Here is a 23617-nt window from a genome sequence, read left to right on the forward strand (position 1 = left end):
TCCTATTCGCTTGGCAAGCTAGATAGGGCCAGCGGGCGGTCGCTTAAAGGCATGATCTGTAAAATGTGGACAGGAGTGGACGAAATGCCACAAATGGCGTCAAGCCATCTAGCAGACGCGCATCAGAACTCGTTCTTGCCCGCAATAATGTCGCGCGCTTGCTGTTCGAGCACTTTGTAGCGGTCGAGCTCGGGGATCTTGGAGCGGAACCATTCTGCGATCTTGAGCAGGTCTTCACCGTAATTGCCGCTCGGCATCATCGGTGGGCTGAAGCCGATCGTGCGCTTGTCATTGTCGGCATAGGCAAGGACGATGGGCACGCCTGCCGCCTTGGCGATGTTGTAGAAGCCCGACTTCCACTTACCATCCGATTTGCGGGTGCCTTCGCAAGCGATGACAAGGTTGAGTTCGGCGCGGCTATCAAACTCGTCCTTCAATTGCTTGATCGTGCCACCCGCCTTGGAGCGATCCACCGCAATCCCGCCCATATCGAGCATGAAATTGCGCATGATCCCTTTGAAGAGCGTGTGCTTGCCCATGAAGTTGGGCTGGACCTTTTCATGCTTGGTCGCGCCGGCGAAAAAGACGAAATCCCAGTTTGAAGTGTGAGGCGCGCCCGCAATGACGCACTTCTTCACTTCGGTGGGAAACCGCTCGACGATCTTCCAACCGCGCTGCCAGTAAAAGAACAGAATGATCCGGTTCACGAGCCGCGAAAGCAGCGTGACGTTACGGGTTTCGTTGTGTCGCAAGGCCTGTGTGTCTCCCCGGTCACCTATGTGCGGATAATGCGGGAGTTACGCAAGGGGAGGCTTGGGGGCTTCAGGGCTCTTTGGCCATGTCTGGCAAATCTTCCAAGTTCTTATGCATTGGTTTGCCCTCTGAAAGCAGGAAAGCCACCATTAGAGACAAATAGGTGTCATCACCCAAGAAATCGAACGCACGTCCATCTTGGACCATTACAACACGAGGTTCTCCATGGTCCGCGAGCACATGGTGGGTGGCAAGCAGTTCGTCACGTTGCGCTTCGATGCTTTCCAGCATCTCATCAACGACCGCGCGCGAAGGGTAATCTCGCTTTTTCCCCACCGACTCACATCCTAAACACACCAAAGCTCGGCCGCTCCGCAATTGGAGCTTCGAGCGTCGCTGCGAAGGCCAGTCCCAGCACATCCCTCGTCTGTACCGGGTCGATCACGCCGTCGTCCCACAGTCTCGCAGTGGCGTAGTAGGGGTTGCCTTCGTCTTCGTATTTCTGGCGGATCGGGGCTTTGAAGGCCTCGGCCTCCTCCTCTGACCATGTGTCCGCATCGCGGTGGACGGTGGCTAGCACGCTGGCGGCTTGCTCTCCGCCCATCACGCTGATGCGCGCATTGGGCCAGGTGAAGAGGAAGCGCGGGGAGTAGGCGCGGCCCGCCATGCCGTAATTGCCAGCTCCAAAGCTGCCGCCGATCACCACGGTGATCTTGGGCACGGTGGCGGTGGCAACGGCGGTGACGAGCTTTGCGCCATGCTTGGCGATGCCTTCCGCCTCATATTTGCCGCCGACCATGAAGCCGGAGATGTTCTGGAGGAATAACAGCGGAATGCGGCGCTGGCAGGCGAGTTCAATAAAGTGCGCGCCCTTTTGAGCGCTCTCGGAAAACAGGACGCCATTGTTGGCCAGGATCGCGACCGGTATCCCCCAGATATGCGCAAAGCCGCACACCAGCGTGGAGCCGTAATGCTGCTTGAACTCGTGGAACTCGGACCCGTCTACGATCCGCGCGATCACCTCATGCACGTCGTAAGGGGCGCGCACATCCTCGGGGATCAGGGCGTGGAGATCGTCCGCATCAAACTTGGGCGGCCGCGGGTCTTTGAGCGCGATGTCCTTGGCCGCTCCGGTATTCGCGCCCAGCTGCGAGACGATATCGCGCACAATGGTGAGGGCGTGTTCGTCATTCTCGGCCAAGTGATCGACGACGCCCGATTTCTTTGCGTGGAGGTCGCCTCCGCCCAAGTCTTCAGCACTGATCTCCTCGCCAGTCGCGGCCTTCACCAGCGGCGGCCCAGCGAGGAAGATCGTGCCCTGATTGCGCACAATGACCGTCTCGTCGGACATGGCAGGAACGTAAGCTCCGCCGGCGGTGCAGCTTCCCATCACACAGGCGATCTGCGGAATGCCCTGCGCGCTCATATTGGCTTGATTGAAGAAAATCCGCCCGAAGTGATCGCGGTCGGGGAAGACTTCCGCCTGATAGGGCAGGTTCGCGCCCCCGCTATCGACTAAGTAGATGCATGGGAGACGGTTCTCCATCGCAATCTCCTGCGCGCGCAGGTGCTTCTTGACCGTCAGCGGATAGTAGGAGCCGCCCTTCACGGTCGGATCGTTGCACACGATCATCACCTGACGACCCGAAACGCGGCCAATGCCAGCGATCATCGAAGCGCCGTTGACGTCCCCTTCATACATGCCGTTCGCGGCAAGCTGTCCGATCTCAAGGAAGGGCGAGCCGGGGTCGAGCAACCTCTCCACGCGGTCACGGGGAAGCAACTTCCCTCGCGCCACATGCCGTTCACGATGGCGCTCAGCCCCACCAAGCGAGGCTTCGGCGACCTTTTCGCGCAGCTCCTGAGCCAGCGCCTGATTATGCGCAAACCGCGCTTTCGCATCCGGCGCTTCGCGGTCGAGCTTACTGGTGAGAATGGGTGCGGTCATGATCCCTCAATGTCATGGCGTGAGGCCTTCCAATGCCCCCAAGCGGCGAAAAACACAAACGCGGCAAAGGCGCTTTGCATGGCGAGGCTGAAATAGAACTCCTCATAGCCCGCGATGAAGGCGGTGTAGCCATTGACGAGCACATTGGAGGCCATGATGGCGACGCCGAGGACGACTCCCCACCTCTCCCGCGCCCAGATCAGGATCACGGCCAGCGGGTCGAGGAAGGTGAGCGAGGTCCAGTAAATGTTGAACGGCAGAGGGCGGAAATCATAGGGCAGCCAGCCGCCATGATAGAGGTCGAGCGAATGCGTGATCGTCCCGATGACAAAGCCGACGCTCCATATGATCTTGGCGATGGTGGGCATCAGGTCCCCGGAATGTCGCCCGGCTCAAACCCTTTGACAATGATCGCCTCAGCCGTGCTGCCCGCATCGCGGAACTTACCGATTTCCTGATATTCAGGCGATGTCAGCCATGCGAAAAGCTGCGGCTTGGTCGGGAATTCGATCAGCACGCTGCGGGTGGCTTTCCATTCGCCAGCGACCACTTGCGGTTCCTCATCGACACTCAGCATCTTGCCATCGAACTTTTCGAAGATTTCCATGAAGCGCTCTTCATACTTATCGTATTCGGCGCGGTCATGGATGGTCATGCGGCTGATCATGTAGACGGGCATTATCCCGCCGCCCCGATCAACTCACGCCCAATCAGCATTCGCCTGATCTCATTCGTACCCGCTCCAATATCGAGCAGCTTCGCATCGCGCATATAGCGCTCCACCGGCCAGTCGAGCGTATAGCCTGCACCGCCCAGGGCCTGGACGCTCTCGGCGGCGACGCGGAAGGCGTTCTCCGACGACAGCAGGATCACACCCGCCGCGTCGAACCGCGTTGTTTGGCCCGCATCGCAGGCCTTCGCCACCGCATAGGTGTAGGCGCGCGCGGATTGGAGGGCGACATACATGTCGGCGACCTTGGCCTGCATCAATTGGAAGCTGCCGATGGGCTTTCCGAACTGCTTGCGCTCGCGCAAGTAAGGGATAACCGTGTCGAGGCAGGCCTGCATGATGCCCAACTGCAATCCGGCAAGCACCACGCGCTCATAATCGAGCCCGCTCATCAAAACGCCGACGCCGCCGTTCAACGGCCCCATCACGTTTTCCTCGGGCACTTCGCAATCCTCGAACACCAGCTCTGCGGTAGGGGAGCCGCGCATGCCGACTTTCTCGATCTTCTGACCGATGGAGAAGCCGGGCATGTCCTTCTCGATAATGAAGCTGGTGATCCCGCGCGATCCGGCGCTGCCGTCGGTCTTGGCGTAGACGACCAGCGTGTCCGCATAGGGCGCGTTGGTGATCCAGAATTTGGTGCCGTTAAGGACATATCCGCCCTGCACCGCTTCGGCCTTCAGCTTCATCGAGACGACGTCTGAACCCGCAGAGGCCTCCGACATGGCGAGCGATCCAACATGCTCGCCGGAGATCAGTCCAGGCAAATACTTCGCCTTCTGCTCATCATTGCCCCAGCGGCGGATCTGGTTGAGGCAAAGGTTTGAGTGCGCGCCATAAGAAAGGCCCAGTGAGGCGCTAGCCCGGCTCACTTCCTCGACCGCGATGACATGTTCGAGATAGCCGAGGCCCAGCCCGCCATCTTCCTCTTCAACGGTGATGCCGTGGAGGCCCAGCTCGCCCATCTGCGCCCAGAGTTCATCGCGTGGGAAATAATCCTCACGGTCGATCTTTTCAGCCAAGGGCGCGATCTGTTCGTCGGCAAAGCGGGCGACGGAGTCGCGGATCATCTCGGCGCTTTCGCCAAGCTGGAAGTCGAAATCGGGGGTGGCGCGCATGTTTCTCTCTTATTGGCAGGCCGCTCGCCAATCGCGCGGGGCCTGAAATGATTGTGCGCGTGTCTTAGCAATTGCTGCGAAAGACGCCAACGCTTGGCGGATGGGGAATTCGCTTCTAGGTTCGCAAACCTATGACAAAGCCCACCCTCCTCGTATCGCTGTCCCCGCTCCTATTGCTCGCCGCCTGTGCAGAGGAATCCAGTGGTGACGGCGGAGGCGAAACCGAGGCTGAAGCGGGCGAAAGCGCCGCAGCAGACTCCATTGGCCAGAGCGTAATTGGCGTACGCGAAACGGCTTGGCTGTCAGTGGGAAGCGATGGAGCGGTGCAAACCACTTACTTCGATAGCAATGCAAGATATCGCGACTTTCGCAATGGCGCTTTCTTAGCAGAAGGAAGATGGCAGAACCGCGCACCTGGCTTCGTTTGCTTCGTGCCGGATAAAGGTATTGGCGATTGCTGGAACATCGGGCCGATGGAAGAAGACGGGACTGCCATCGCGACCAATGGCGACGGCAAATCCATCGAGATCAAGCAAGTCACCTACATCGCTCCCCCCGCAGAAGAGAGCGACGAGGGCGCTGAGAGCTAAGCCGCTCACGCACGGGGGGACACACCGATCGACCAATCAACCAATCCAGACGGCGCGATCCTGCGTTTTGATGCAGCCGAGCGGCGCTATGGCGAGGTGACGGCTGTCAGCGGCGTGACCTGCAATATCGCGGCGGGCAGTTTCGTCGCGCTGGTGGGGTCTTCGGGATCGGGCAAGTCGACTTTGCTCAAGATGGTCAACACGCTTGTGAGCCCGAGCGGCGGGCGGGTCCTGTTCGCTGGCGAGGATGTCACAACGCTTCCCCCGGCCCAATTGCGCCGCCGGGTCGGATATGTCTTTCAAGGCATCGGCCTGTTCCCGCATTTCACCGTGGGCGAGAACATCGCCATGGTCCCGCGCCTGTCAGGGGAGCGTTTGACCGAGGCGCGCATTGGCGAATTGCTTACCCTTGTCGAACTCGACCTCGACATGGCCAGCCGGATGCCTGACGAACTTTCCGGTGGCCAGCGGCAACGTGTCGGAGTCGCCCGGGCTCTGGCGGGAGACCCAGAGCTGCTCATCATGGACGAACCCTTCGGCGCGCTCGACCCAATCACCCGCGATGCTTTGGGAGAGCGGGTCCGCGCCCTGCACGAAGAGCTCGGTCTCACCACGATCATGGTCACGCACGACATGGCAGAGGCGCTGCTGTTGGCTGACCGCGTGCTGGTAATGAGCCAAGGCGCGCTGGTCGCTGATGAGACACCGCGCGCGCTGCTGGCAGGCGATGGGGGTGAGGTCGCACAAGGTCTGGTTGCCGTTCCGCGTGATCAGGCGGAGCGGCTCGCCCGGATGGAGGACGGTCCAGAGGGCGGGGTGCCATGAGCGAGATTGTCGAGATCCTGTTCGGGCTGGGCGACAAGCTGGCCGCCCACATCTTGCTCTCCGCCTCCGCCATCGGTCTGGGAATCGTTACAGCCTTGCCGCTCGCCGTATGGGCGGCGCGCTCGCCGACGGTGGCGCGTGTTGCTCTGGGCTTTGCGAGCCTGGTGCAGACCATTCCGGCGCTGGCTTTGTTGGCGCTGTTCTTCCCGATCCTGCTGTCCTTGCGCGCCGTGTTTGGAGAAGACTTGCCCACTCTCGGCTTCCTGCCCGCTCTGCTGGCACTCGCGCTCTATGCCCTGCTGCCGATCCTGCGCAATGCGGTGACCGCGCAGGCCAATCTCGACCCGCAAGTTCTGGAGGCAGCGGACGGTGTCGGCATGACCGGATGGCAAAAGCTGCGACTGGTAGAGGCGCCGCTCGCCGCGCCGTTCATCATGGCCGGTATTCGCACGGCAAGCGTGTGGACTATCGGCGCAGCGACTCTTGCGACAACCATTGGTCAACCGAGCCTTGGCGATCCCATCTTCGCTGGTCTTCAGACGCAGAACTGGGCGCTGGTCCTTGCCGGATGCATTGCGAGCGCGGGGCTTGCGCTGCTTGCCGATGCGCTGCTCGGGCAGATCGAAAGCGGCATTGCCAACCGCCGCCGCTGGCAAGCGGGCGCTGGGCTGGCAGCGGTCGCGCTGGGCTTGATGGCAGCCTTCGCCGCGCAATCGAGCGACGCGGACGAGGACACGATCGTCATCGCCTCCAAGCAGTTTTCGGAGCAATACATCCTCGCGCAATTGATCGGCGCGCAGCTTGAAGAGGCAGGATACCGCGTCGAATATCGAGACGGTCTAGGCTCTGCTGTGGTCCATTCCGCCGTGGCGTCTTCCAATGTCGACATCTCAGTCGATTACACCGGCACGATCTGGACCAACGAAATGAAGCGCACCGACACCGCCGGTCGCGAGGCGATGTATGAAGAGATCGTCGCGTGGGAGGCCGAGTACACCGGCATACGGGTGCTGGGCCGGCTGGGTTTTGAAAACGCCTACGCCTTCGCCATGCTGGAGAGCCGCGCTGCCGAGCTGGGCATTACGTCGCTCGACGACTTGGCTCTGGTCGCGCCGCAATTGGCGGTTGGCGGTGACCCTGAATTTTTCGAGCGGCCCGAGTGGATTTCAGTCCGGGATAATTACGGAATGCGCTTTGGTGAGACCCGCAATTTCGCGCCGACCTTCATGTATAATGCTCTGAGTTCAGGCGAGGCTGATGTGATCAGCGCCTATACGTCAGACGGGCGGATTGCCGCCGGGGGCCTGTTGCTGCTCGATGATCCGCGCGAGGCTCTACCAAGCTATGATGCAATGCTGATGCTGAGCCCCCGGATCGCTCAGGACGAAGGGATTGTAGCGGCGCTTGAACCGCTGATTGGGGCGATCAATGTCGAAGCCATGCGCGAGGCGAATTACTCGGTCGACCGGCAGGGGGACGACAAACTCAGCCCGCGCGAGGCTGCCCAAGCTCTGGCAGAGCGGGTAGGGCTCTAACCCTCCCTCCTCCAGGTCTGCGTCTGACAGAACGGACCGATGCAGCCACTCACCTCAATCGTGTTGGGACCGGTGCGGCGAATGACGGAGCGATAGCTTTTTCCGTTGTTCGGGTCATAGATCCGCCCACGCCAGACATCGTCATCTTCGCGGAAATTGGTGAGGATCGGCAGGCCGAGCAGGCGGCGTGAGCGTTTTGCGGCATCGGGATTGTTGATATCGCGCTGATCTGCGCCGTCGGGCGGCGTGATAAGAAAACGATGGATCGTGCCACAAGTCACGTTGCCGCACCCCCGGATCAGGACAACCGCATCGCGATCCTCAGTGATCCAGCGCCCGTTGATCGAATCAGCTGCAGCGGCAGGCGTGAAGCTCACCATGAAAGCCGCAATCAGTGTGGCAAAACCGGCAAAGATGCGTGCAATCATGGAGAGCTCCTCAGTTCCTATGCAGGGTTTTACGTGAAGGCGCGGGCCAAAGTTACACCTTAATCAAACCCGACCCCAATCGGCCAACGCCGCCCGCAAATGCCGAGCACTTTGAACAGCAAACCCATCTGGGAATCGTCGACCAAGCGGTCATACTGACGTTTGAGCTTTTCAGCCTGATTGGGGTTCTTGCGCAGCAGGGCTTCATGGCGAACCTCGATCCCCATATTGTGCAACCAGTCGCCTTGCATTTGCAGGCCCATCACCTCCGCGCCATTCGCTTCGGCAACGTGAGAGAGCATCTCGAAATCGACGTGGGCGGTCAGATCGGCTTGTCCAGGATAGTCGAAGACGTCGACTTTCTCATGGGCACGGATCGCTTGCAGTGTGGAGCCTGCGCGCAATTCGAGAGAGCCATAATCGATGATCAGCGCCGCACCGCCCTGTTCTTTCAGGCGGCCTGCGATCTCACCCATTACCGCAGCGGCGGCGGGGCTGGTTTCGATCATAGTGCCCTGCGTCGCGCTCTTCCAGCTTTTGGGGACAATCGAGTCCATCGGTTTATCGCCCGCGACAAAAGCAAAGTCATCGCCTTCCAACCCAACCATCCTCTCATGCCAGCCATTGGCCGAACGGATCAGCTGGTGGACCGGCAGGGCGTCAAAAAACTCGTTTGCGACAATCAGCAGAGGCGCGTCATCTGGCAGGGTCGAGAGATCGTCATGATGCTGCGCGTTGGGGAAGGCCTCTAACTGCACTTTGCGCAGCGCTGGGGAGGTCTCAACAAAGTGGATCTGCGGATCGAACTCATACCGCGCCGCAGTGCGCAATGCGTCAGAGGCCAGCGTGCCCTTGCCCGGTCCCAGCTCAACATAGTGGATGCGCTTGCGTGAGCCCATCCGCACCCAGAGATCGGCGAGCCAAAGGCCGATCAATTCTCCAAACATCTGGCTGACTTCGGGCGCGGTGATGAAGTCCGCATCCTCGCCCAGCGGATCACGGCTGGTGTAATAGCGCGCATTGCTCTCGGCCATATAATGGGCGAGGCTGATCGGGCCGGTTTCGCGGATCAGGCGGCGGAAAGTCTTGCCCAGGTCGCGAGCTTTGGCTTCAGCCTCTTTTCGGGCGTCTTCCTCCGCTTTGGCATCAGCCTTTGCAGCGGCGGCCTCTTCCTTGGCCTTTTTGTCTGCTGCTTTCTTGGCCTCGGCTTTCTTTTTGGCCTCAGCCTTCTTGGCAGCTTCGGCTTCCTTCTTGGCTTTGGCTTCAGCGTCCTTCTTCGCTTTTGCGTCAGCCTTGGCCTTCTCCTCGGCCTCCTTTTTGGCCTTGGCTTCGGCCTCTTTCTTGGCCTTGGCGGCCGCTTCGGCTTTGGCCTTTTCTTCGGCCTCCTTCTTAGCTTTAGCCTCAGCTTCGCGCTTCGCCTTTGCTTCCGCTTCTGCGCGTACCTGCTGTTCCGCCTCCGCTTTGGCCTTCTCTTCAGCTTCGCGTTTGGCTTGCTCTTCCGCTTCGGCCTTTGCCTTGGCCTCAGCTGCTTCTTTGGCCTTCTTCTCCGCTTCCGCCTTCGCTTTCGCCTTTGCCTTGGCTTCAGCTTGCTTAGCGGCCTCGGCTTCCTTCTTGGCCACCGCTGCAGCCTTTGCCGCGGCCTTCTTCTCGAGTTCGAGGCGTGCCTTCTCCTGAAGCTCGCGCTCAATCCGCTCCATTTCCTCCGCTTCTGCCTTTGCGCGGGCTTCGGCTTCGGCGGCGGCCTTGGCGCGGGCTTCGGCCTTCTTGCGCTCTTCTTCTTCGGCGGCGGCTTTGGCTTCCGCTTCGAGACGGGCTTTTTCCTTGGCTTCGGCTTCCCGCTTGGCCTTCTCTTCGGCCTCTATGCGAGCCTTTTCCTCAGCCTCCGCTTTGGCTTTCGCTTCCGCTTCTGCCTTGGCTTTGGCCTCCGCTTCCTTGCGAGCTTTCTCCTCGGCCTCCGCTTCCGCCTTAGCCTCGGCTTCGAGGCGAGCTTTCTCTTCCGCCTCCGCCTTCGCCTTTTCCTCAGCCTCCTGCTCGGCCTTCAGGCGTGATGCTTCTTTGGCGGCTTCTTCGGCGGCCTTCTTGGCGGCTTCCTCGGCGGCGGCCTTTTGCGCTTCCAGATCCACCGCAGGCACGAGCGCTTCGACCGGAATCTCGGTCTCAGACCCGTCCGGTTCGATCAGGCGCAACACCGTACAGCGCTGCGTTTGGAGAGTGACTTGCCCTAGGCTGTCGCCGTCTGGCCCGTGCTGCCCACGGGCTTCCTCGTCACGGCGTAGATCGTGACAATCAATCCAATCAGTATCAGCGGTATTGTCAGCCATTGACCCATCGATAGCCCGGTTTGAACGGCAAAGGCAGCCAATTGTTCATCAGGTTCCCGAAAAAATTCGTTAAAGAAGCGCGCAGCTCCCATGCCGAGCGTGAACACGCCGACCAGTAGGCCGGGGCGATAACGCGCATTGGTCTTCCAGAACAGGAACAGGAGCACAACCAGCAGCAGCAATCCTTCCAGCCCTGCCTGATAGAGCTGACTGGGATGGCGCGTCAAACCATCGTTGGCACGGTCGAAGATCATCGCCCAGGGAACTTCGCTGGCATCGGTAACTCGGCCCCAAAGCTCACCATTATTGTAGTTTGCAAGCCGGCCCAGCAGCATTCCCATCGGCACGCTGACCGCGACATAGTCGCAAATGCGCAGGAAATTCAGTTTGTTGCGATAGGTCACGAAAACGATCGCCAGCACCACGCCAACCAGCCCGCCATGAAAGCTCATCCCGCCTTCCCACAGCTTGAACACGTTGAGCGGATTGTCCCACAAATCAGGCTGATAGAAGATCGAATAGCCGAGCCGCCCACCAAGGATGACCCCCAAGGTGCAATAGAAAAACAGATCATCCGCATGCCGCTGCGCCATCGGAGCACCCGGTGTCTTCAGGGCCTTGGATGTGTGCCAATAGGCAAAGATCACACCTAGCAAATAGGCCAGACTGTAGTAGCGCAGCTCAAACCAGCCGATCGAGAACAGCGACTCTCCAATATTGTAATCGGACCAATAGATTGGATCAGCAGCACCGCTTATTGCGGCAAGTAGTGACAGCACGGGAGGAACCTCTTAGTAAGCGCAGCGCCAGATAGGCCCTGCATTGCTTGGGACGCAACACCTTAAGAGAGGATTGTGTCACAGGGCAGACTTCGGGGGAAGTCGCGGATAGATGCCAGGCAAGGGAGGATCTGCCCGTTAGACTTGCGCAAATGCGCAAACCGATTAACTCGCCTAGCACGAGGCGAACAAAGGAGAGAAAACCGCATGCCCACACAGCTGGACAATGCGCTCGACGCGATCATGGTTGAGCTGACTAAGGAAGGTCAGCCGTTTCACACGACGCCATTCAATCGCGACGGCACTGATATGCCCGCCTTCACAGTGGCTCCCCCGACACTCGCGCATTACTTCGCGCATTTCTGCAACGAGCATAAGGATGTGCCCTTCATCGTCGACGGCGATATTCGCCTGACGTTTGGTGAGACCTATGCCGCTGCCATGTGCGTTGCAGAGAGCCTCGCGACCGAGCATGGCGTAGAGAAGGGCGACCGTGTTGGGATTGCCGCGCGCAACTCGGCCAACTGGATGATCGCCTATATGGGCATCGCCATGGCGGGTGGCTGTGTAACGCTCTTGAACGGCTTCTGGTCGGGTGACGAGCTCGCCTATGGCATCCGCCTTGCTGAGTGCAAATTGGTGCTTGCCGATGCGGGTCGCGCCGGGCGTCTTGAGGGCACTGACCATAGCGCCACGCTCGTCATGATGGAGCACACCGCTCCGCCACAGGGCCTCGCCAATGTCTGGAAGGCGCCTGCTGATCAGGCCTCGTCTGTAGCGATGCAGATGCTCGGTGGCCTCGGCGCCGATGATCTCGCCACGATCCTCTACACCTCGGGCTCAACCGGCCAGTCAAAGGGCGCCTACTCCGATCATCGCGGCGTTGTCGCGGGGATCATGAGCTATGTCGCCCAAAGCGCGATGGCCAAGGTCCTGCTCGAAAAGCAAGGCGAAGATATGAGCGCGCAGCCTTGCGCTCTGGTCGCCGTACCGCTGTTCCATGTCACCGGCGAAGTGCCGCTGTTCCTGCAAAGCTACGCGATTGCGCGCAAGCTGGTGCTGATGCCCAAGTGGGACGCAGAAGAGGCGCTGCGCCTGATGGATGCGGAGAAGGTGACCTATTTCGTTGGCGTTCCCTTGATGAGCTACGAAATCGCCATGCATCCCAACCGCGATCAATATGACCTTTCGGCCTGCAAAAGCTTCGCCGCTGGCGGCGCGCCGCGCCCGGTTGAGCATGTCACGCGCATTAAAGAGGCGTTCCCCAAAGGCTTTCCGCTGCTAGGATACGGCCTCACCGAAACAAACGCGGTCGGCTGCGGCAACTTCAACGAGAACTATCTCGCCAAGCCGGGTTCGACCGGCAAGGCGTCGCAGCCAATGGTCGAAATCGGCATTCTCGACGATGACGGCAATCCTCTCCCTCAGGGCCAGGTGGCAGAGGTTTGCATCCGTTCGCTCGCCAATTTCCGCGGCTATTGGAACAACGAGGAAGCGACGAAGAAAGCCTTCACCGACGACCAGTTCTTCCGCACAGGCGATCTGGGTTATCTCGACGAAGACGGCTATCTCTACATCGTCGACCGCAAGAAGGACATCATCATCCGCGGCGGTGAGAACATCACCTGCATCGAGGTTGAAGACGCCATCTATGCGCACAGCGACATTGCCGAATGCTCCGTCTTCGGCCTGCCGGATGAACGCATGGGCGAGGTTCCGGCCTGCGTCTTCCGCGTAAAGGATGGCCGCGATGCTATGGAACCAGGCGCTCTGCGTGAGTTCCTGTTATCGCGCATCGCGCCGTTCAAGGTTCCGCTGGTCGAGCATATCTGGGTCGTGGACGAGGCGCTTCCGCGTCTGGGCACTCAGAAAATCGACAAGAAGAGCCTGCGCGAGGCCTACACCAAGCAGATGGCCGCAGCCTGAGCGCGCTGACACTTATAGAAGGCGAGGGACATTATGACTGACTGGAGCTTACCCAGTCGCCGCGTCCCTCGCCAACGCGCCATTATCGACCGGCGTGCGCTGTCCGGTGAAGTCACTGAGCTGGCCGAAGCGCAAGGAGAGAAAGCGCGCCCTGCGATCCTGAAAGCGCTCCAGTCTGCCTTGGAGAGCGGGCGCAAGGAACTGCAAAAGCGGCTCACCGAAAAGCCTTCTGCGGGCCATGAGATTACGCTTGGCTATGCGTTCCTCACCGATCAGCTGATCCGCACGATCCACGATTATGTCATCACGCATGTCTTCCCGCCGCGCAATCGGACGACGGCAGAACGGCTCGCGATCCTTGCGGTTGGCGGGTATGGCCGGGCCGAAATGGCGCCCCATTCCGACGTCGATATCGCCTTCATCACGCCGATGAAACGATCGCCTTGGTGCGAGCAGGTGATTGAGGCGATGCTGTACCTGCTGTGGGACTTGGGCCTCAAAGTGGGTCACTCAAGCCGCTCGGTTGGCGAGACGATGAAGATGGCGAAAGAGGATCTGACGATCCGAACGGCTCTCTTGGAAAGTCGCTTCGTCTGGGGTGACCAGGACGTCTATGAAGAGCTGCGCCAGCGTTTTTGGGGCGATGTGGCGCGCGGTAATGAACGCCAGTTCCTTACGCAGAAACTGGACGAGCGCAATGCGCGGCACAAACGGATGGGCGACAGCCGCTATGTGGTGGAGCCGAACGTCAAGGACGGCAAAGGCGGATTGCGCGACCTCCAGACGCTCTACTGGATCGGCAAGTTCATGCACCGCGTCGAAAGCGCCGCAGAACTGGTCAATGTCGGCCTGTTCACAAAGGTCGAATATCGCAGTTTCCGCCGCGCAGAGGGTTTTTTGCTGGCGTGTCGCTGTCACATGCACATCCTAACCGACCGGGCCGAGGACCGATTGACTTTCGACCTCCAGAGGCAGGTTGCGGAGCGGATGAACTTCGCCGACCGACCCGGCAAAAGCGCAGTCGAACGCTTCATGCAATATTACTTCATGCAAGCGAAACGCGTTGGCAGCCTGACCGGCGTTTTCCTCAGCCACCTTGAGGAGGAGCAGTCAAAGAAGAGCGTGCGCACCGGCTTTTTCGCAGGCTGGAAGAGCAAGCCGCACAATCACAAAGGCTATGTCGTCGAAGCAGGTCGCATCCGTGCGCCCACTGACAATTGGTTCGAAGAAGACCCGGTGCGCCTCGTCGAAATCTTCCAAATTGCTGAAGAACAGGGTTTGGAAGTCCACCCTGAAACGATGCGGCAGGCCGATCGCGACAGCAAGCTGATCGACAAGGCCGTGCGCAAGGATGCACGCGCCAACGCTCTGTTCCTGGACCTGCTTGGCGGGCGAAAGGACCCGGAAACCGCACTGCGCTGGATGAACGAGGCAGGCGTCTTTGGCCGCTTCGTGCCCGATTTCGGCAAGGTCAATGCGCAGATGCAGTTCGACATGTATCACCACTACACCGTCGATGAGCACACGATCCGCGCCATCGGCCTGCTTAGCGAGATTGAGCGCGGCCTGCTGGTCGAGGACCATCCGCGCGCGACCAAGCAGATCCATAAAGTCAGCTCGCGGCGCGCATTGTTCGTTGCGGTCTTGCTGCACGACATCGCCAAAGGGCGCGGCGGCGATCACTCGGTCTTGGGGGCTGGCGTTGCCAAGCGGCTATGCCCACGGTTCGGCCTTGATCAGAAAGAGACTGAGCTTGTCCAATGGCTCGTCCTCCAGCACCTGCTGATGAGCTCGACCGCACAAAAGCGCGACCTCACCGATCCCAAGACTATCGAGGATTTCGTCACCGAGGTGAAGACGCTCGACCGGCTGCGCAATCTTGCGATCCTGACCTGCGTTGATATTCGCGCCGTGGGGCCAGGGACGTGGAACAGCTGGAAAGGGCAATTGCTGGGCGAGCTTTATGACGCCTCGCAAGAGCGTCTGCGGCTTGGCCATATGCGCCACGGGCGGGCAGAGCGGGTAGCGGCGCGCAAGGAAGATTCCGCCAAACTGCTCGGTGCGAAAGCCTATCTGGTCGAGGAAGTGGGCGAATATCTCGCCGATGCCTATTGGATCGCCGAACCCGAAGACATCATCGCCAAGAACCTCGTCCAATATGAAGAGGCACGCAAAAAGGACGAACAGCTCTCGATCCATTGCGAGGTGGATGAGGAACGCGGGGCCACATTGGTGAGCGTTATCGCTGCCGACCACCCCGGTCTGTTCTACCGCATTGCGGGCGGCATCCATCTCGCCGGCGCGAACATCATTGATGCGCGCATCCACACCGCCTTGAACGGCTATGCGATCGACAATTTCCTGGTTCAGGACCTGCGCGCCGAACCTTTCCGCGAAGAGACCCAGATCGCGCGCTTGAAGAAGGGCATCCAGGACGCACTTTTGGGCGAGGTTGAGCTAGTGGGGAAACTCGCGGCGCGTCCGCTGCCGCATTCTCGGTCGAAGGCCTTTGCTGTGGCCCCGCAGGTCAATTTCGACAATCTCGCCTCCAACCATTTTACTGTGATCGAGGTGACGGCGCGCGATCGTCCTGCCTTGCTCAACCGGCTTGCCCATGCCTTGTACAGAGCGAACCTGATCGTCCACTCCGCCCATATCACCGCCTATGGTGAAAGCGTTGCGGACACTTTTTACGTGACCGACCTGACAGGTTCGAAGATCGTCACCCCTGAACGGTTGGCAGAGATTGAGACCACTCTGCTTGAAGCCGCCAGTGACAAACGTCAGCGCGAGCACGAAGCGGCCTAGATACCAATTTGCAACACTTTTTACGCAGCGTCCAAGCGGTCTTACCGCAATAGGTTGCATTTGCGTGACTCAATAGTATTTGCACCAGCACCCCTAACTAGAAAACATTTCTGAGAGAGATTTCCTATGATCAACCGCACCCGCGCTCGCGGCTTGGCCGCGCTGTTGCTCTGCTCGGCTGCTGCGACCCCTTTCGCAGCCGCTGCCCAAACCAATGATGTCGACACAGACGATACCGAGGAGCGCACCAGCTCGCTCGACGCGATCGGCAACATCGTCGTGACTGGCACCAAGACCCAAGACCCCGAAAACGTGCAGGATGTGCCGCTGGCCGTCACCGCTTTCAACGCCGACACGCTCGACGCCTTCAAGGTGCGCGATGTTCAAGGTCTGCAATTCCAGGCGCCTAACGTATCGCTCGACCAGATCGGCACCAGCCGCGGCACGGCGAACTTCTCGATCCGTGGTCTTGGCATTAACTCGTCGATCCCGTCGATTGACCCGACCGTCGGCGTATTCGTCGATGGCGTCTATCTCGGCATCAATGGCGGTGTGGTGTTCGACATCTTCGACCTTGAAAGTGTTGAGATCCTGCGCGGTCCGCAAGGCGTCCTCTTTGGTCGCAACGTGACCGGCGGTGCGGTGCTGATCAACACGACCAGCCCGACCAACGATTTTACCGGCAAATTCCGCGCGGCAGTCGATGGTCCGGTTGATGGCGGTCGCGGCGGTGAAAACTACACCGCTTCTGGTGTGGTTTCCGGCCCGATCGTTGAAGACGTGCTGCTGTTCAAAGTCGGCGGCTATTACAACAATGACCGCGGTTACTTCGTGAACCAGTTCGATGGTTCCAACTTCGGCCAAGCCGAAACCTACATCCTGCGCGGCGCGCTCGAAGCGCGTCTGGGGGACCTCACGCTGACCGGTAAAGTCGACTACTTCGATTCCGAAGGCGACGGCCCGAACGGCCAGAACCGCGGCATCTTCGACCGTGAGAGCTTTGACTTCGCGATCGACAATCCCGGCTTCTACGACACCGAGATCCTGACCACTTCGCTCACCGCTGAGTGGGACATTGGCCCGGGCACGCTGACGAACATCTTCGGCTATCGCGATTACAGCGCGGCCACCGATGCGGACATCGATTCGACCACTGCGCCGATCTTCAACTCGGACACGATCACCGAACAGGACCAGATTTCGAACGAGTTGCGTTATGCGGTTTCGACCGACAGCTTTGACCTGACGGTTGGCGGTTTCTACTTCGACCAGACCCTCGCCTATGACGAATCGCGCCGCATCATCAATGCGCCGCAATTCTTCGGCGGTGGCCGTCAGGACCACGACGTGCTCGGCGTGTTCGCCAATGGTCAGTTCTATGTCACCGACGCGCTCTCCGTCATTGCTGGCATCCGCTGGAGCCAAGAGACCAAGGACGCAGAGATCACCTATGTGCGTCCGCGTCCAGCATGCTCGGTTGTCGCGCAGACCTGCCCAACCACTGGCACCAACCCGTTCATCCCGACTGAGGGCAATGGCTTCACTGACAGTGTGCGTTTCCGCAACCTGTCGCCGAAGCTTGGCCTCCAGTACGAATTCGCAGACAGCCAGATCTACGGTCACTGGACCCGTGGCTTCCGTTCAGGCGGCTACAACTTCCGCGTGACGGACGTGCCGGTGTTTGAAACCGCTGTTGCCACCACCGGCAACTTCTTCTTCGACGAAGAGCAGGTCGACAACTTCGAAATCGGCGGCAAGTTCCAGACCGAAGACGGAACCTTCACGATCAACGTCGCCGCCTACGTGACCAAGATCCAGGACATGCAGCGCGAAGTGAACCTCGCCGATCCGGGTGCAGGGGTTGTCCAGAACATCCTCAACACCGCTGATGCCACGATCAAAGGCTTCGAAGCCGAGGGCCGCGTGCGCCTCGACGACAACCTGATCGTCACCGCGAATATCGGCCTGATCGACGACAGTTATGACGAAGTGCTGTTCGACATCTCCAGCGATGGCGTGATCGACCAGGCTGACCTCGACCTGCGTCTGCCGCGTGTGCCGGCTGTGACCTGGGGCGTGGGCTTCATCCACGAACTGTTCCTCGGCGATAGCGAGATCCTCACCCGCGTGAACTATCAGTATCGCGATGAGTTCGCTTACACCGATAACAACTTCGGTTTCATTCAGGACATAAGCAACCTTGAAGCGAACATCACCTGGGTCACCCCGGTCGATGGTCTCAGCTTCTCGGTCTATGGCCGCAACCTGTTTGACGAAGTGCAGGCCGGTGGCGACACGCAACTGCCGTTCGGCGGTCCGCTCTCATCGGGTGTGAACGTGCCGTTTGCCGACGCACCGGCCGCCGGTACGTTCTCGCCGCTGCAACGCGGTCGGAATGTCGGCGTGGAAGCCGTATTCGAGTTCTAAAACTGGAGCTCAGCTAGGAATTGAAGAGGGCGTTTCGAGAGAGGCGCCCTTTTCTTATGCGCTTGTTGTGTCTGTTGGCCCAGCCGCCCGCTCCCTCCACCCTTCCACCCGGATCGTAACCCGGTGTGATAATCCGGGTGGAAGGGTGGAGGGAGCGGGCGGCTGGGCGCTTGGTCAGGAACGCTGCCCGAACAGAGCAGTCCCCACGCGAACATGGGTTGCGCCCAATTGGACGGCGGTCTCGTAGTCGCCGCTCATGCCCATGGAGAGGCCCTCCACCCCGTTATCTTCCGCCAGCTTATAGAGCAGCGCGAAAAACGGCGCGGCCTCTGTCCCGGCGGGCGGCAGGCACATCAAACCGGCGAGCGGAATGTCGGCCTCGCGAACCTTGGCGAGGAAAGCAGGCACTTCGCTAATCGGGCATCCGCCCTTCTGATCCTCATCACCGATATTGACCTGCACAAAGCACGGAACGCGGCGGCCCGCTTTGTCCATCGCCTTAGCGAGGGCCTTCAAAAGGCTAGGCCGGTCCAGCGAGTGGATGCAGTCGAATAGCGTGACCGCATCCTCCGCCTTGTTCGATTGCAGCTGGCCGATGAGATGCAGCTGCGCATCGGGATAGGTTTCGCGCAATTCGGGCCATTTGCCCTGCGCTTCCTGCACCCGGTTCTCGCCAAAGACACGCTGGCCGGCTTCAAGCAGCGGCGTGATCCGCTCTGCTGGATGCGTCTTGCTGACCGCGATCAGGGTCACATCGGAAGGCTCGCGCCGCGCAGGTTTGCACATGCGGGCGATATTGGCTTCCACTTCGGCGAGGCGTGTTGCTGCACTTTCCATGCATGCGCGCTATAACGCCCAGATGCGGATTTCAACGCCCCTCCCCGATCTCTGGCTGATCTCGGACGCACGCAATGATGCGGGACTGGAGCGCGCCTTGCTCCGCCTGCCGCGCGCGAGCGGATTTATCTACCGCCACTATCATCTGGACGGACCGGAGCGTTGGGAGCGATTTCAGCAGCTCCACCGGATTGCGCGGGCACACGACCATATCGCAATCCTCGCCGACAGCGCGTTGACCGCGAGCGAGTGGGGTGCAGATGGCATATATGGCGCCCCGCGCGCACTCTATCCGCGCCGGGCCGGAATGCTTCAGCTCGCCACCGCGCATGATTTGGGCGAGATCGGCCTAGCCAACCGGTTGGGAGCTGATGCCGTGCTGCTGTCCCCGGTCTATCCAACCCGATCCCATCCCGGAGCGCCGTCGCTTGGCCCCATGCGCTTCCTGCATCTTGCCCAGCATTCGCGCATCCCCGTGATCGCGCTTGGGGGAATGGACGCCCACGGCGCGCACCGGCTGCGCTGGCCCCGTTGGGCTGCGATTGATGGCCTCAGCCAGACGCAACTTCCTTGACCCGAGTCCCTCGAGGATTCATGGTGTGTTCCGGTTAAAGGAGGCCATGGATGGCGACCCGCGCAATGAGCACACGCAAACCTGCACAAGCTGACTGGCGCATCGGCCTGCGCCGCTCGATCCGGCGCGTCGGGCAGATGACCGGTGCGGGCGTGCTGTTGGCGAGCATGGTGTTCCTGGCGCTAGCTCTGGCGAGCTACACCCAGACCGACCCAAGCCCCTCGACTGCAGCGGACCCCTCGTCGGTGGCCAACTGGATGGGTGCGCCCGGCGCTTGGGTTGCGGATCGCGTGCTGTTTGCCTTTGGCCTGCCAGCGATCCTGCTGCTTCCGCTGCTCTATATCTCAGCGCGCAAATTGTGGCGCGCGGTTGAGCTGGATAGCGAAGAGGGTGAGACAACGCGCTGGTGGCTGCCCACCGGCCTGCTGCTTATCGCGATGATGCTGCTGGGCACGACGATGGCGCTGTGGCTGGAGCAGGTGGCGAGCACTTTGCCTGCGCATCTTGGCGGCGTTTCGGGCCTGATCGGTGCCTCTGCCATCGAAGCCGTTGCCAGCCGCTTTGGCGAAGGCGCTGCAGGATGGATCACACTTGCGGGAGCGTTGCTGTGTCTTGGCGGAGCGACCGCGATCCTGACGCGCATCTTTGCCATCGACTGGCGCGTGCTTTTGAGCCTGCCCAATTTCCTTGGCCGTGCTTTGCCGGGCACGGGACGCCTGGGCGCGCTGCTGCCCTCCTTCCTACGCCGGGAGCCTGCGCTCACTTTCGTTGACGAGGACGACATCGATGCCCCGCCCGCTGCCAAGGCTCGGCGCAAGGCCAAAGCTGCTCCGGTCATCGAGCCATCGGAGCGCCGCGCGCCTGAGATCAGCGACCCATCCGCCCCGCCAAAGCGCGCCAATCCAGCGAGCAAGAAGGCGAACCAGGGCGACATGTTCGCCGACTTCCAGCTGCCCAGCCTCGACCTGCTCGCCAATCCGCCTGAGAACAACGCCCCCGCGCTCGACAAGCTGGCTTTGGAGCGCAATGCGCGGCTGCTCGAAAACGTGCTCGACGACTTTAACGTCAAGGGTGAGATCACCGCTGTGCGCACTGGCCCGGTGGTCACAATGTACGAGCTGGAGCCTGCGCCCGGCATCAAAGCCAGCCGCGTTGTGGGCCTTGCCGAAGACGTAGCGCGCAACATGTCCGCGATCAGCGCGCGCGTCTCGCCCATTCCCGGCAAGACCGTGATGGGCATCGAGCTGCCGAACGCAGACCGCCAGGTGGTGATGCTGAAAGAGCTCGCCGCCAGCGCCGACTTTGCCGATGCGAAGGGCAATCTGCCGATTATTCTGGGCAAGGACATCGCGGGCGAACCGATCATCGCTGACCTCGCTGCCATGCCGCACTTGCTGGTCGCCGGGACCACCGGTTCGGGTAAGTCGGTCGGCCTCAACTGTATTCTGCTCTCGCTGCTCTATCAGTTCACGCCGGAGGAATGCCGGCTGATCCTGATCGATCCCAAGGTGCTCGAGCTGAAGAGCTATGACGACATCCCGCACTTGCTCTCCCCCGTGGTGACCGAGCCGCACAAAAGCGTGCGCGCGCTCAAATGGGCGGTTGAGGAGATGGAGAAGCGATACCGGATGATGAGTTCGATCAACTCGCGCAACATCAACTCCTTCAACGAGAAAGTCCGCTCCGCCATCGCCAAGGGCAAGCCGCTGGGCCGCCGAGTGCAAACAGGCTTTGACCCCGATACGGGCGAGCAGCTCTATGAAGAAGAGCAGCTTGATTACGAACCATTGCCGCAGATCGTGCTGATCGTGGATGAGCTCGCCGACCTTATGGTCACGGTGGGCAAAGAGATCGAAGTTCTGATCCAGCGCCTGAGCCAAAAGTCTCGTGCCGCCGGTATTCACCTGATCATGGCGACCCAGCGTCCATCGGTCGATGTCATCACGGGCGTTATCAAAGCGAACCTGCCGACCCGCATCAGCTTCAAGGTAACAAGCCGCATCGACAGTCGCACGATTCTGGGCGAGCAGGGTGCTGAGCAGCTGCTAGGCAAGGGCGATATGCTCTACAAGCCCAACACCGGCGCGACCGTGCGTGTCCACGGGCCATTCGTCTCCGATGACGAAGTTGAGGCCGTGGCAGACTTCTGGCGCGGGCAAGGTTCGCCCGAATATGTCGATGCCGTCACCGAGGAACCCGAAGATGGCGGCGGCCTCAATTTCGAGGACGAGCTGACCGCCTCCGACAGTCCGGAAGAGCGCAAGTATCGCCAGGCCTGCCAAATCGTGATCGAAAACCAGAAGGCGAGCGGGTCGTGGCTCCAGCGCCAAATGGGTGTCGGCTACAACACGGCGGCCAAGTGGATCGAGCGGATGGAGAGCGAAGGCCTCGTCGGTCCCGCCAACCATGTCGGTCGGCGTGAGATTTTCCGCGATCAGGACGGCAACCCGCTTTGATCGGGCGCGGATTCGCCTCCGCACTGGTCGCGTTGGGACTCGCGTTCGCGCCTCTGACTGCTCATGCTGAGGAGGCGGAGACACAGCAAGTCACGCTGCTCTTCACCAACGATATTGAGAGTGTCTACGACCCGATCGAGGCCTATTGGCTTGACGATATGGAGCGTATTGGCGGTCTGCCTCAGCTGGCCACGCTGATCCGGCAGATGCGCACCGAGGCCCCCGATGCATTTCTGCTTGATGCAGGCGACATCTTTACCGGTTCACTCGCCAAGCTGACCGAAGGGCAGCTCGCCTTCGAGCTGATGAATGTCATGGATTACGATGCCATGGTCATCGGCAATCACGAATTTGAGTTTGGCGAGGATGTGCTGCGCTGGGAGATGAACCGCGCCAACTTTCCAGTGCTGGGCGCGAACCTGTTCTGGAAGGGGACCGATCATCCATTCGCGCAGGCCCACACGATCATCGAACGCGGTGGTGTGCGCATCGGTGTGATCGGGATCATGGGGCAGGACGCCGCGACAGCGATCATCCCGTCCTACATTGACGAGCTCGACGTGATCGAGCCTGCCATTGCGGTCCGTCGCTCGATTGCTGAGCTAGAGGGTGAGGTCGATCTGATCGTGGTCCTTACCCATCAAGGCAAAACCGCTCCGATGCAGACCGATGCGGAAAGCGATCCACGGCTTGATCGAGGTGTCGCCGCCGACATCGCCCTTGCCGGAGCGGTGCCGGAGATTGACGTGATTTTCGGCGGGCACTCGGATGCGGGGACGCCCGACCCAGTGGTCCACCCGCAGACCGGTGCAATCATTATGCAAACCTATGGTCAGGGGACGCATTTGGGGGTGCTGGAGCTGACCCTCGACGCTGAGAACGACGCGGTGCTCGCGCATGATGGTCGCCTGATCGCGGTCGACTCAGACGCGCTTGAACCTGATCCCGGAACCGCGGCGACCATTGCTCAATACCGCGCGCGCTTCCCCGAACTGCGCGAAGTGGTGGGCCGTACGGACGGCATCATGTTCCGCCGCTATATTGAGGAATCGACCATCGGCAATCTCTTCGCCGACATCCTGGCAGAGCGCGCGCGCACGCCCATCGGACTGCTGCATGGTGGCTCTATGCGAAAGGATATTCCGGGCGGAGAGGTTCGGCTTGTCGACCTGCTTGATGCCTATCCGTTTGTCGATGACATCATCGAAGTTGAGCTGACCGGTGCGCAATTGCGGGCTGTGATTGAGCAGTCGCTGACACTGGAGCGCGGTTTGCTCGAAGTCTCAGGCCTAAAGGTCCGATACGATCTCAACCAGCCAGAGGGCGCGCGGATCGTGTCTCTCCGGCATGCGGGGCGAGAGGTTCGGGCCGAAGATCGCCTTCGCGTGGCAGCAGCGGCTTTCATGGCAGAGGGCGGCGACCTTTACACCGCAATGCCCGAGGGGCGTGTCATCGCCAGCCACGGACAGGTCTCCGACGCGATTGTCGCCTATTTCCGCGAGCAGGAAGTGGTCACAGCACCAGCGTTAGGTCGGCAAGTTCCCGTCGAATAGGCAGCGCGG

At 60.5% G+C, this 23617-nt stretch carries 19 protein-coding genes; 9 read left to right on the top strand and 10 right to left on the bottom strand.

From position 1 onward, the window contains the following. Positions 1-122: 122 nt before the first annotated feature. The 6 genes from AC0V6X_RS12330 to AC0V6X_RS12355 form a co-directional block, all read right to left on the bottom strand. Positions 123-752, bottom strand: coding sequence for a lysophospholipid acyltransferase family protein (locus AC0V6X_RS12330; protein WP_486184842.1), 630 nt, complete (start codon positions 750-752; stop codon positions 123-125). A gap of 70 nt (positions 753-822) precedes the next feature. Continuing rightward, positions 823-1089, bottom strand: a complete 267-nt coding sequence (locus AC0V6X_RS12335; protein ID WP_486184843.1) for a hypothetical protein — start codon at positions 1087-1089, stop codon at positions 823-825. A gap of 4 nt (positions 1090-1093) precedes the next feature. Then, positions 1094-2701, bottom strand: a complete 1608-nt coding sequence (locus tag AC0V6X_RS12340; RefSeq protein ID WP_486184844.1) for a carboxyl transferase domain-containing protein — start codon at positions 2699-2701, stop codon at positions 1094-1096. Then, on the bottom strand, positions 2698-3069 hold the full coding sequence (locus tag AC0V6X_RS12345; RefSeq protein WP_486184845.1) for a hypothetical protein: 372 nt from the start codon (positions 3067-3069) through the stop codon (positions 2698-2700). Before AC0V6X_RS12345 ends, AC0V6X_RS12340 begins: the two co-directional genes overlap by 4 nt. Continuing rightward, a complete protein-coding gene (locus AC0V6X_RS12350; protein WP_486184846.1) occupies positions 3069-3380 on the bottom strand; it encodes a DUF1330 domain-containing protein in 312 nt (103 codons plus the stop codon). The genes AC0V6X_RS12345 and AC0V6X_RS12350 overlap by 1 nt, the downstream gene beginning before the upstream one ends. Beyond that, entirely contained in the window at positions 3380-4549 is a 1170-nt protein-coding gene (locus AC0V6X_RS12355; RefSeq protein WP_486184847.1) for an isovaleryl-CoA dehydrogenase, read from the bottom strand. Before AC0V6X_RS12355 ends, AC0V6X_RS12350 begins: the two co-directional genes overlap by 1 nt. A 131-nt stretch (positions 4550-4680) precedes the next feature. On the opposite strand from AC0V6X_RS12355, the gene AC0V6X_RS12360 reads away from it, so the two are divergent. The 3 genes from AC0V6X_RS12360 (at position 4681) to AC0V6X_RS12370 (ending at position 7499) form a co-directional block, all read left to right on the top strand. Further along, positions 4681-5139 (top strand): hypothetical protein, encoded by a 459-nt coding sequence (locus tag AC0V6X_RS12360; RefSeq protein WP_486184848.1) that lies wholly within the window; start codon positions 4681-4683, stop codon positions 5137-5139. 96 nt (positions 5140-5235) lie between these two features. After that, positions 5236-5964, top strand: a complete 729-nt coding sequence (locus AC0V6X_RS12365) for an ATP-binding cassette domain-containing protein (RefSeq protein ID WP_486184849.1) — start codon at positions 5236-5238, stop codon at positions 5962-5964. Continuing rightward, entirely contained in the window at positions 5961-7499 is a 1539-nt protein-coding gene (locus AC0V6X_RS12370) for an ABC transporter permease/substrate-binding protein (protein WP_486184850.1), read from the top strand. The genes AC0V6X_RS12365 and AC0V6X_RS12370 overlap by 4 nt, the downstream gene beginning before the upstream one ends. Here AC0V6X_RS12370 and AC0V6X_RS12375 read toward each other — a convergent pair. Genes AC0V6X_RS12375 through lgt form a run of 3 tightly spaced genes read right to left on the bottom strand, consistent with a single transcriptional unit; the run spans position 7496 to position 11027 of the window. Beyond that, positions 7496-7927: a DUF2147 domain-containing protein gene (locus AC0V6X_RS12375; RefSeq protein WP_486184851.1), complete on the bottom strand. Its 432-nt coding sequence runs from the start codon at positions 7925-7927 to the stop codon at positions 7496-7498. The genes AC0V6X_RS12370 and AC0V6X_RS12375 overlap by 4 nt on opposite strands. 59 nt (positions 7928-7986) lie before the next feature. Then, positions 7987-10248, bottom strand: coding sequence for a class I SAM-dependent methyltransferase (locus AC0V6X_RS12380; protein WP_486184852.1), 2262 nt, complete (start codon positions 10246-10248; stop codon positions 7987-7989). Then, a complete protein-coding gene (gene lgt / locus AC0V6X_RS12385; protein WP_486184853.1) occupies positions 10149-11027 on the bottom strand; it encodes a prolipoprotein diacylglyceryl transferase in 879 nt (292 codons plus the stop codon). The genes AC0V6X_RS12380 and lgt overlap by 100 nt, the downstream gene beginning before the upstream one ends. Before the next feature lie 207 nt (positions 11028-11234). Between lgt and AC0V6X_RS12390 the strand changes: the two genes are divergently transcribed. The 3 genes from AC0V6X_RS12390 (at position 11235) to AC0V6X_RS12400 (ending at position 18188) form a co-directional block, all read left to right on the top strand. Beyond that, positions 11235-12953 carry a class I adenylate-forming enzyme family protein gene (locus tag AC0V6X_RS12390; protein ID WP_486184854.1) on the top strand — a complete coding sequence of 573 codons (1719 nt, stop codon included), beginning with the start codon at positions 11235-11237 and terminating at the stop codon, positions 12951-12953. A gap of 33 nt (positions 12954-12986) precedes the next feature. Then, positions 12987-15761 carry a [protein-PII] uridylyltransferase gene (locus AC0V6X_RS12395; RefSeq protein ID WP_486184855.1) on the top strand — a complete coding sequence of 925 codons (2775 nt, stop codon included), beginning with the start codon at positions 12987-12989 and terminating at the stop codon, positions 15759-15761. Between the two features lie 126 nt (positions 15762-15887). Next, complete coding sequence (locus AC0V6X_RS12400) at positions 15888-18188, top strand: TonB-dependent receptor (protein WP_486184856.1); 2301 nt, start codon at positions 15888-15890, stop codon at positions 18186-18188. A 174-nt stretch (positions 18189-18362) separates the two neighbouring features. Here AC0V6X_RS12400 and AC0V6X_RS12405 read toward each other — a convergent pair whose 3' ends face one another. After that, entirely contained in the window at positions 18363-19025 is a 663-nt protein-coding gene (locus tag AC0V6X_RS12405) for a YggS family pyridoxal phosphate-dependent enzyme (RefSeq protein ID WP_486184857.1), read from the bottom strand. Between AC0V6X_RS12405 and AC0V6X_RS12410 the strand changes: the two genes are divergently transcribed. Genes AC0V6X_RS12410 through AC0V6X_RS12420 form a run of 3 tightly spaced genes read left to right on the top strand, consistent with a single transcriptional unit; the run spans position 19024 to position 23608 of the window. Next, entirely contained in the window at positions 19024-19599 is a 576-nt protein-coding gene (locus tag AC0V6X_RS12410) for a thiamine phosphate synthase (protein ID WP_486184858.1), read from the top strand. The two genes, AC0V6X_RS12405 and AC0V6X_RS12410, sit on opposite strands and share 2 nt — an antisense overlap. A gap of 50 nt (positions 19600-19649) precedes the next feature. Then, positions 19650-22055, top strand: coding sequence for an FtsK/SpoIIIE family DNA translocase (locus tag AC0V6X_RS12415; RefSeq protein ID WP_486184859.1), 2406 nt, complete (start codon positions 19650-19652; stop codon positions 22053-22055). Then, the gene (locus AC0V6X_RS12420; protein WP_486184860.1) at positions 22052-23608 is read left to right on the top strand and encodes a bifunctional metallophosphatase/5'-nucleotidase; all 1557 of its coding nucleotides are present in this window, start codon (positions 22052-22054) and stop codon (positions 23606-23608) included. The genes AC0V6X_RS12415 and AC0V6X_RS12420 overlap by 4 nt, the downstream gene beginning before the upstream one ends. Positions 23609-23617 lie beyond the last annotated feature (9 nt).

It is taken from the genome of Erythrobacter sp. S267, from assembly GCF_057365045.1.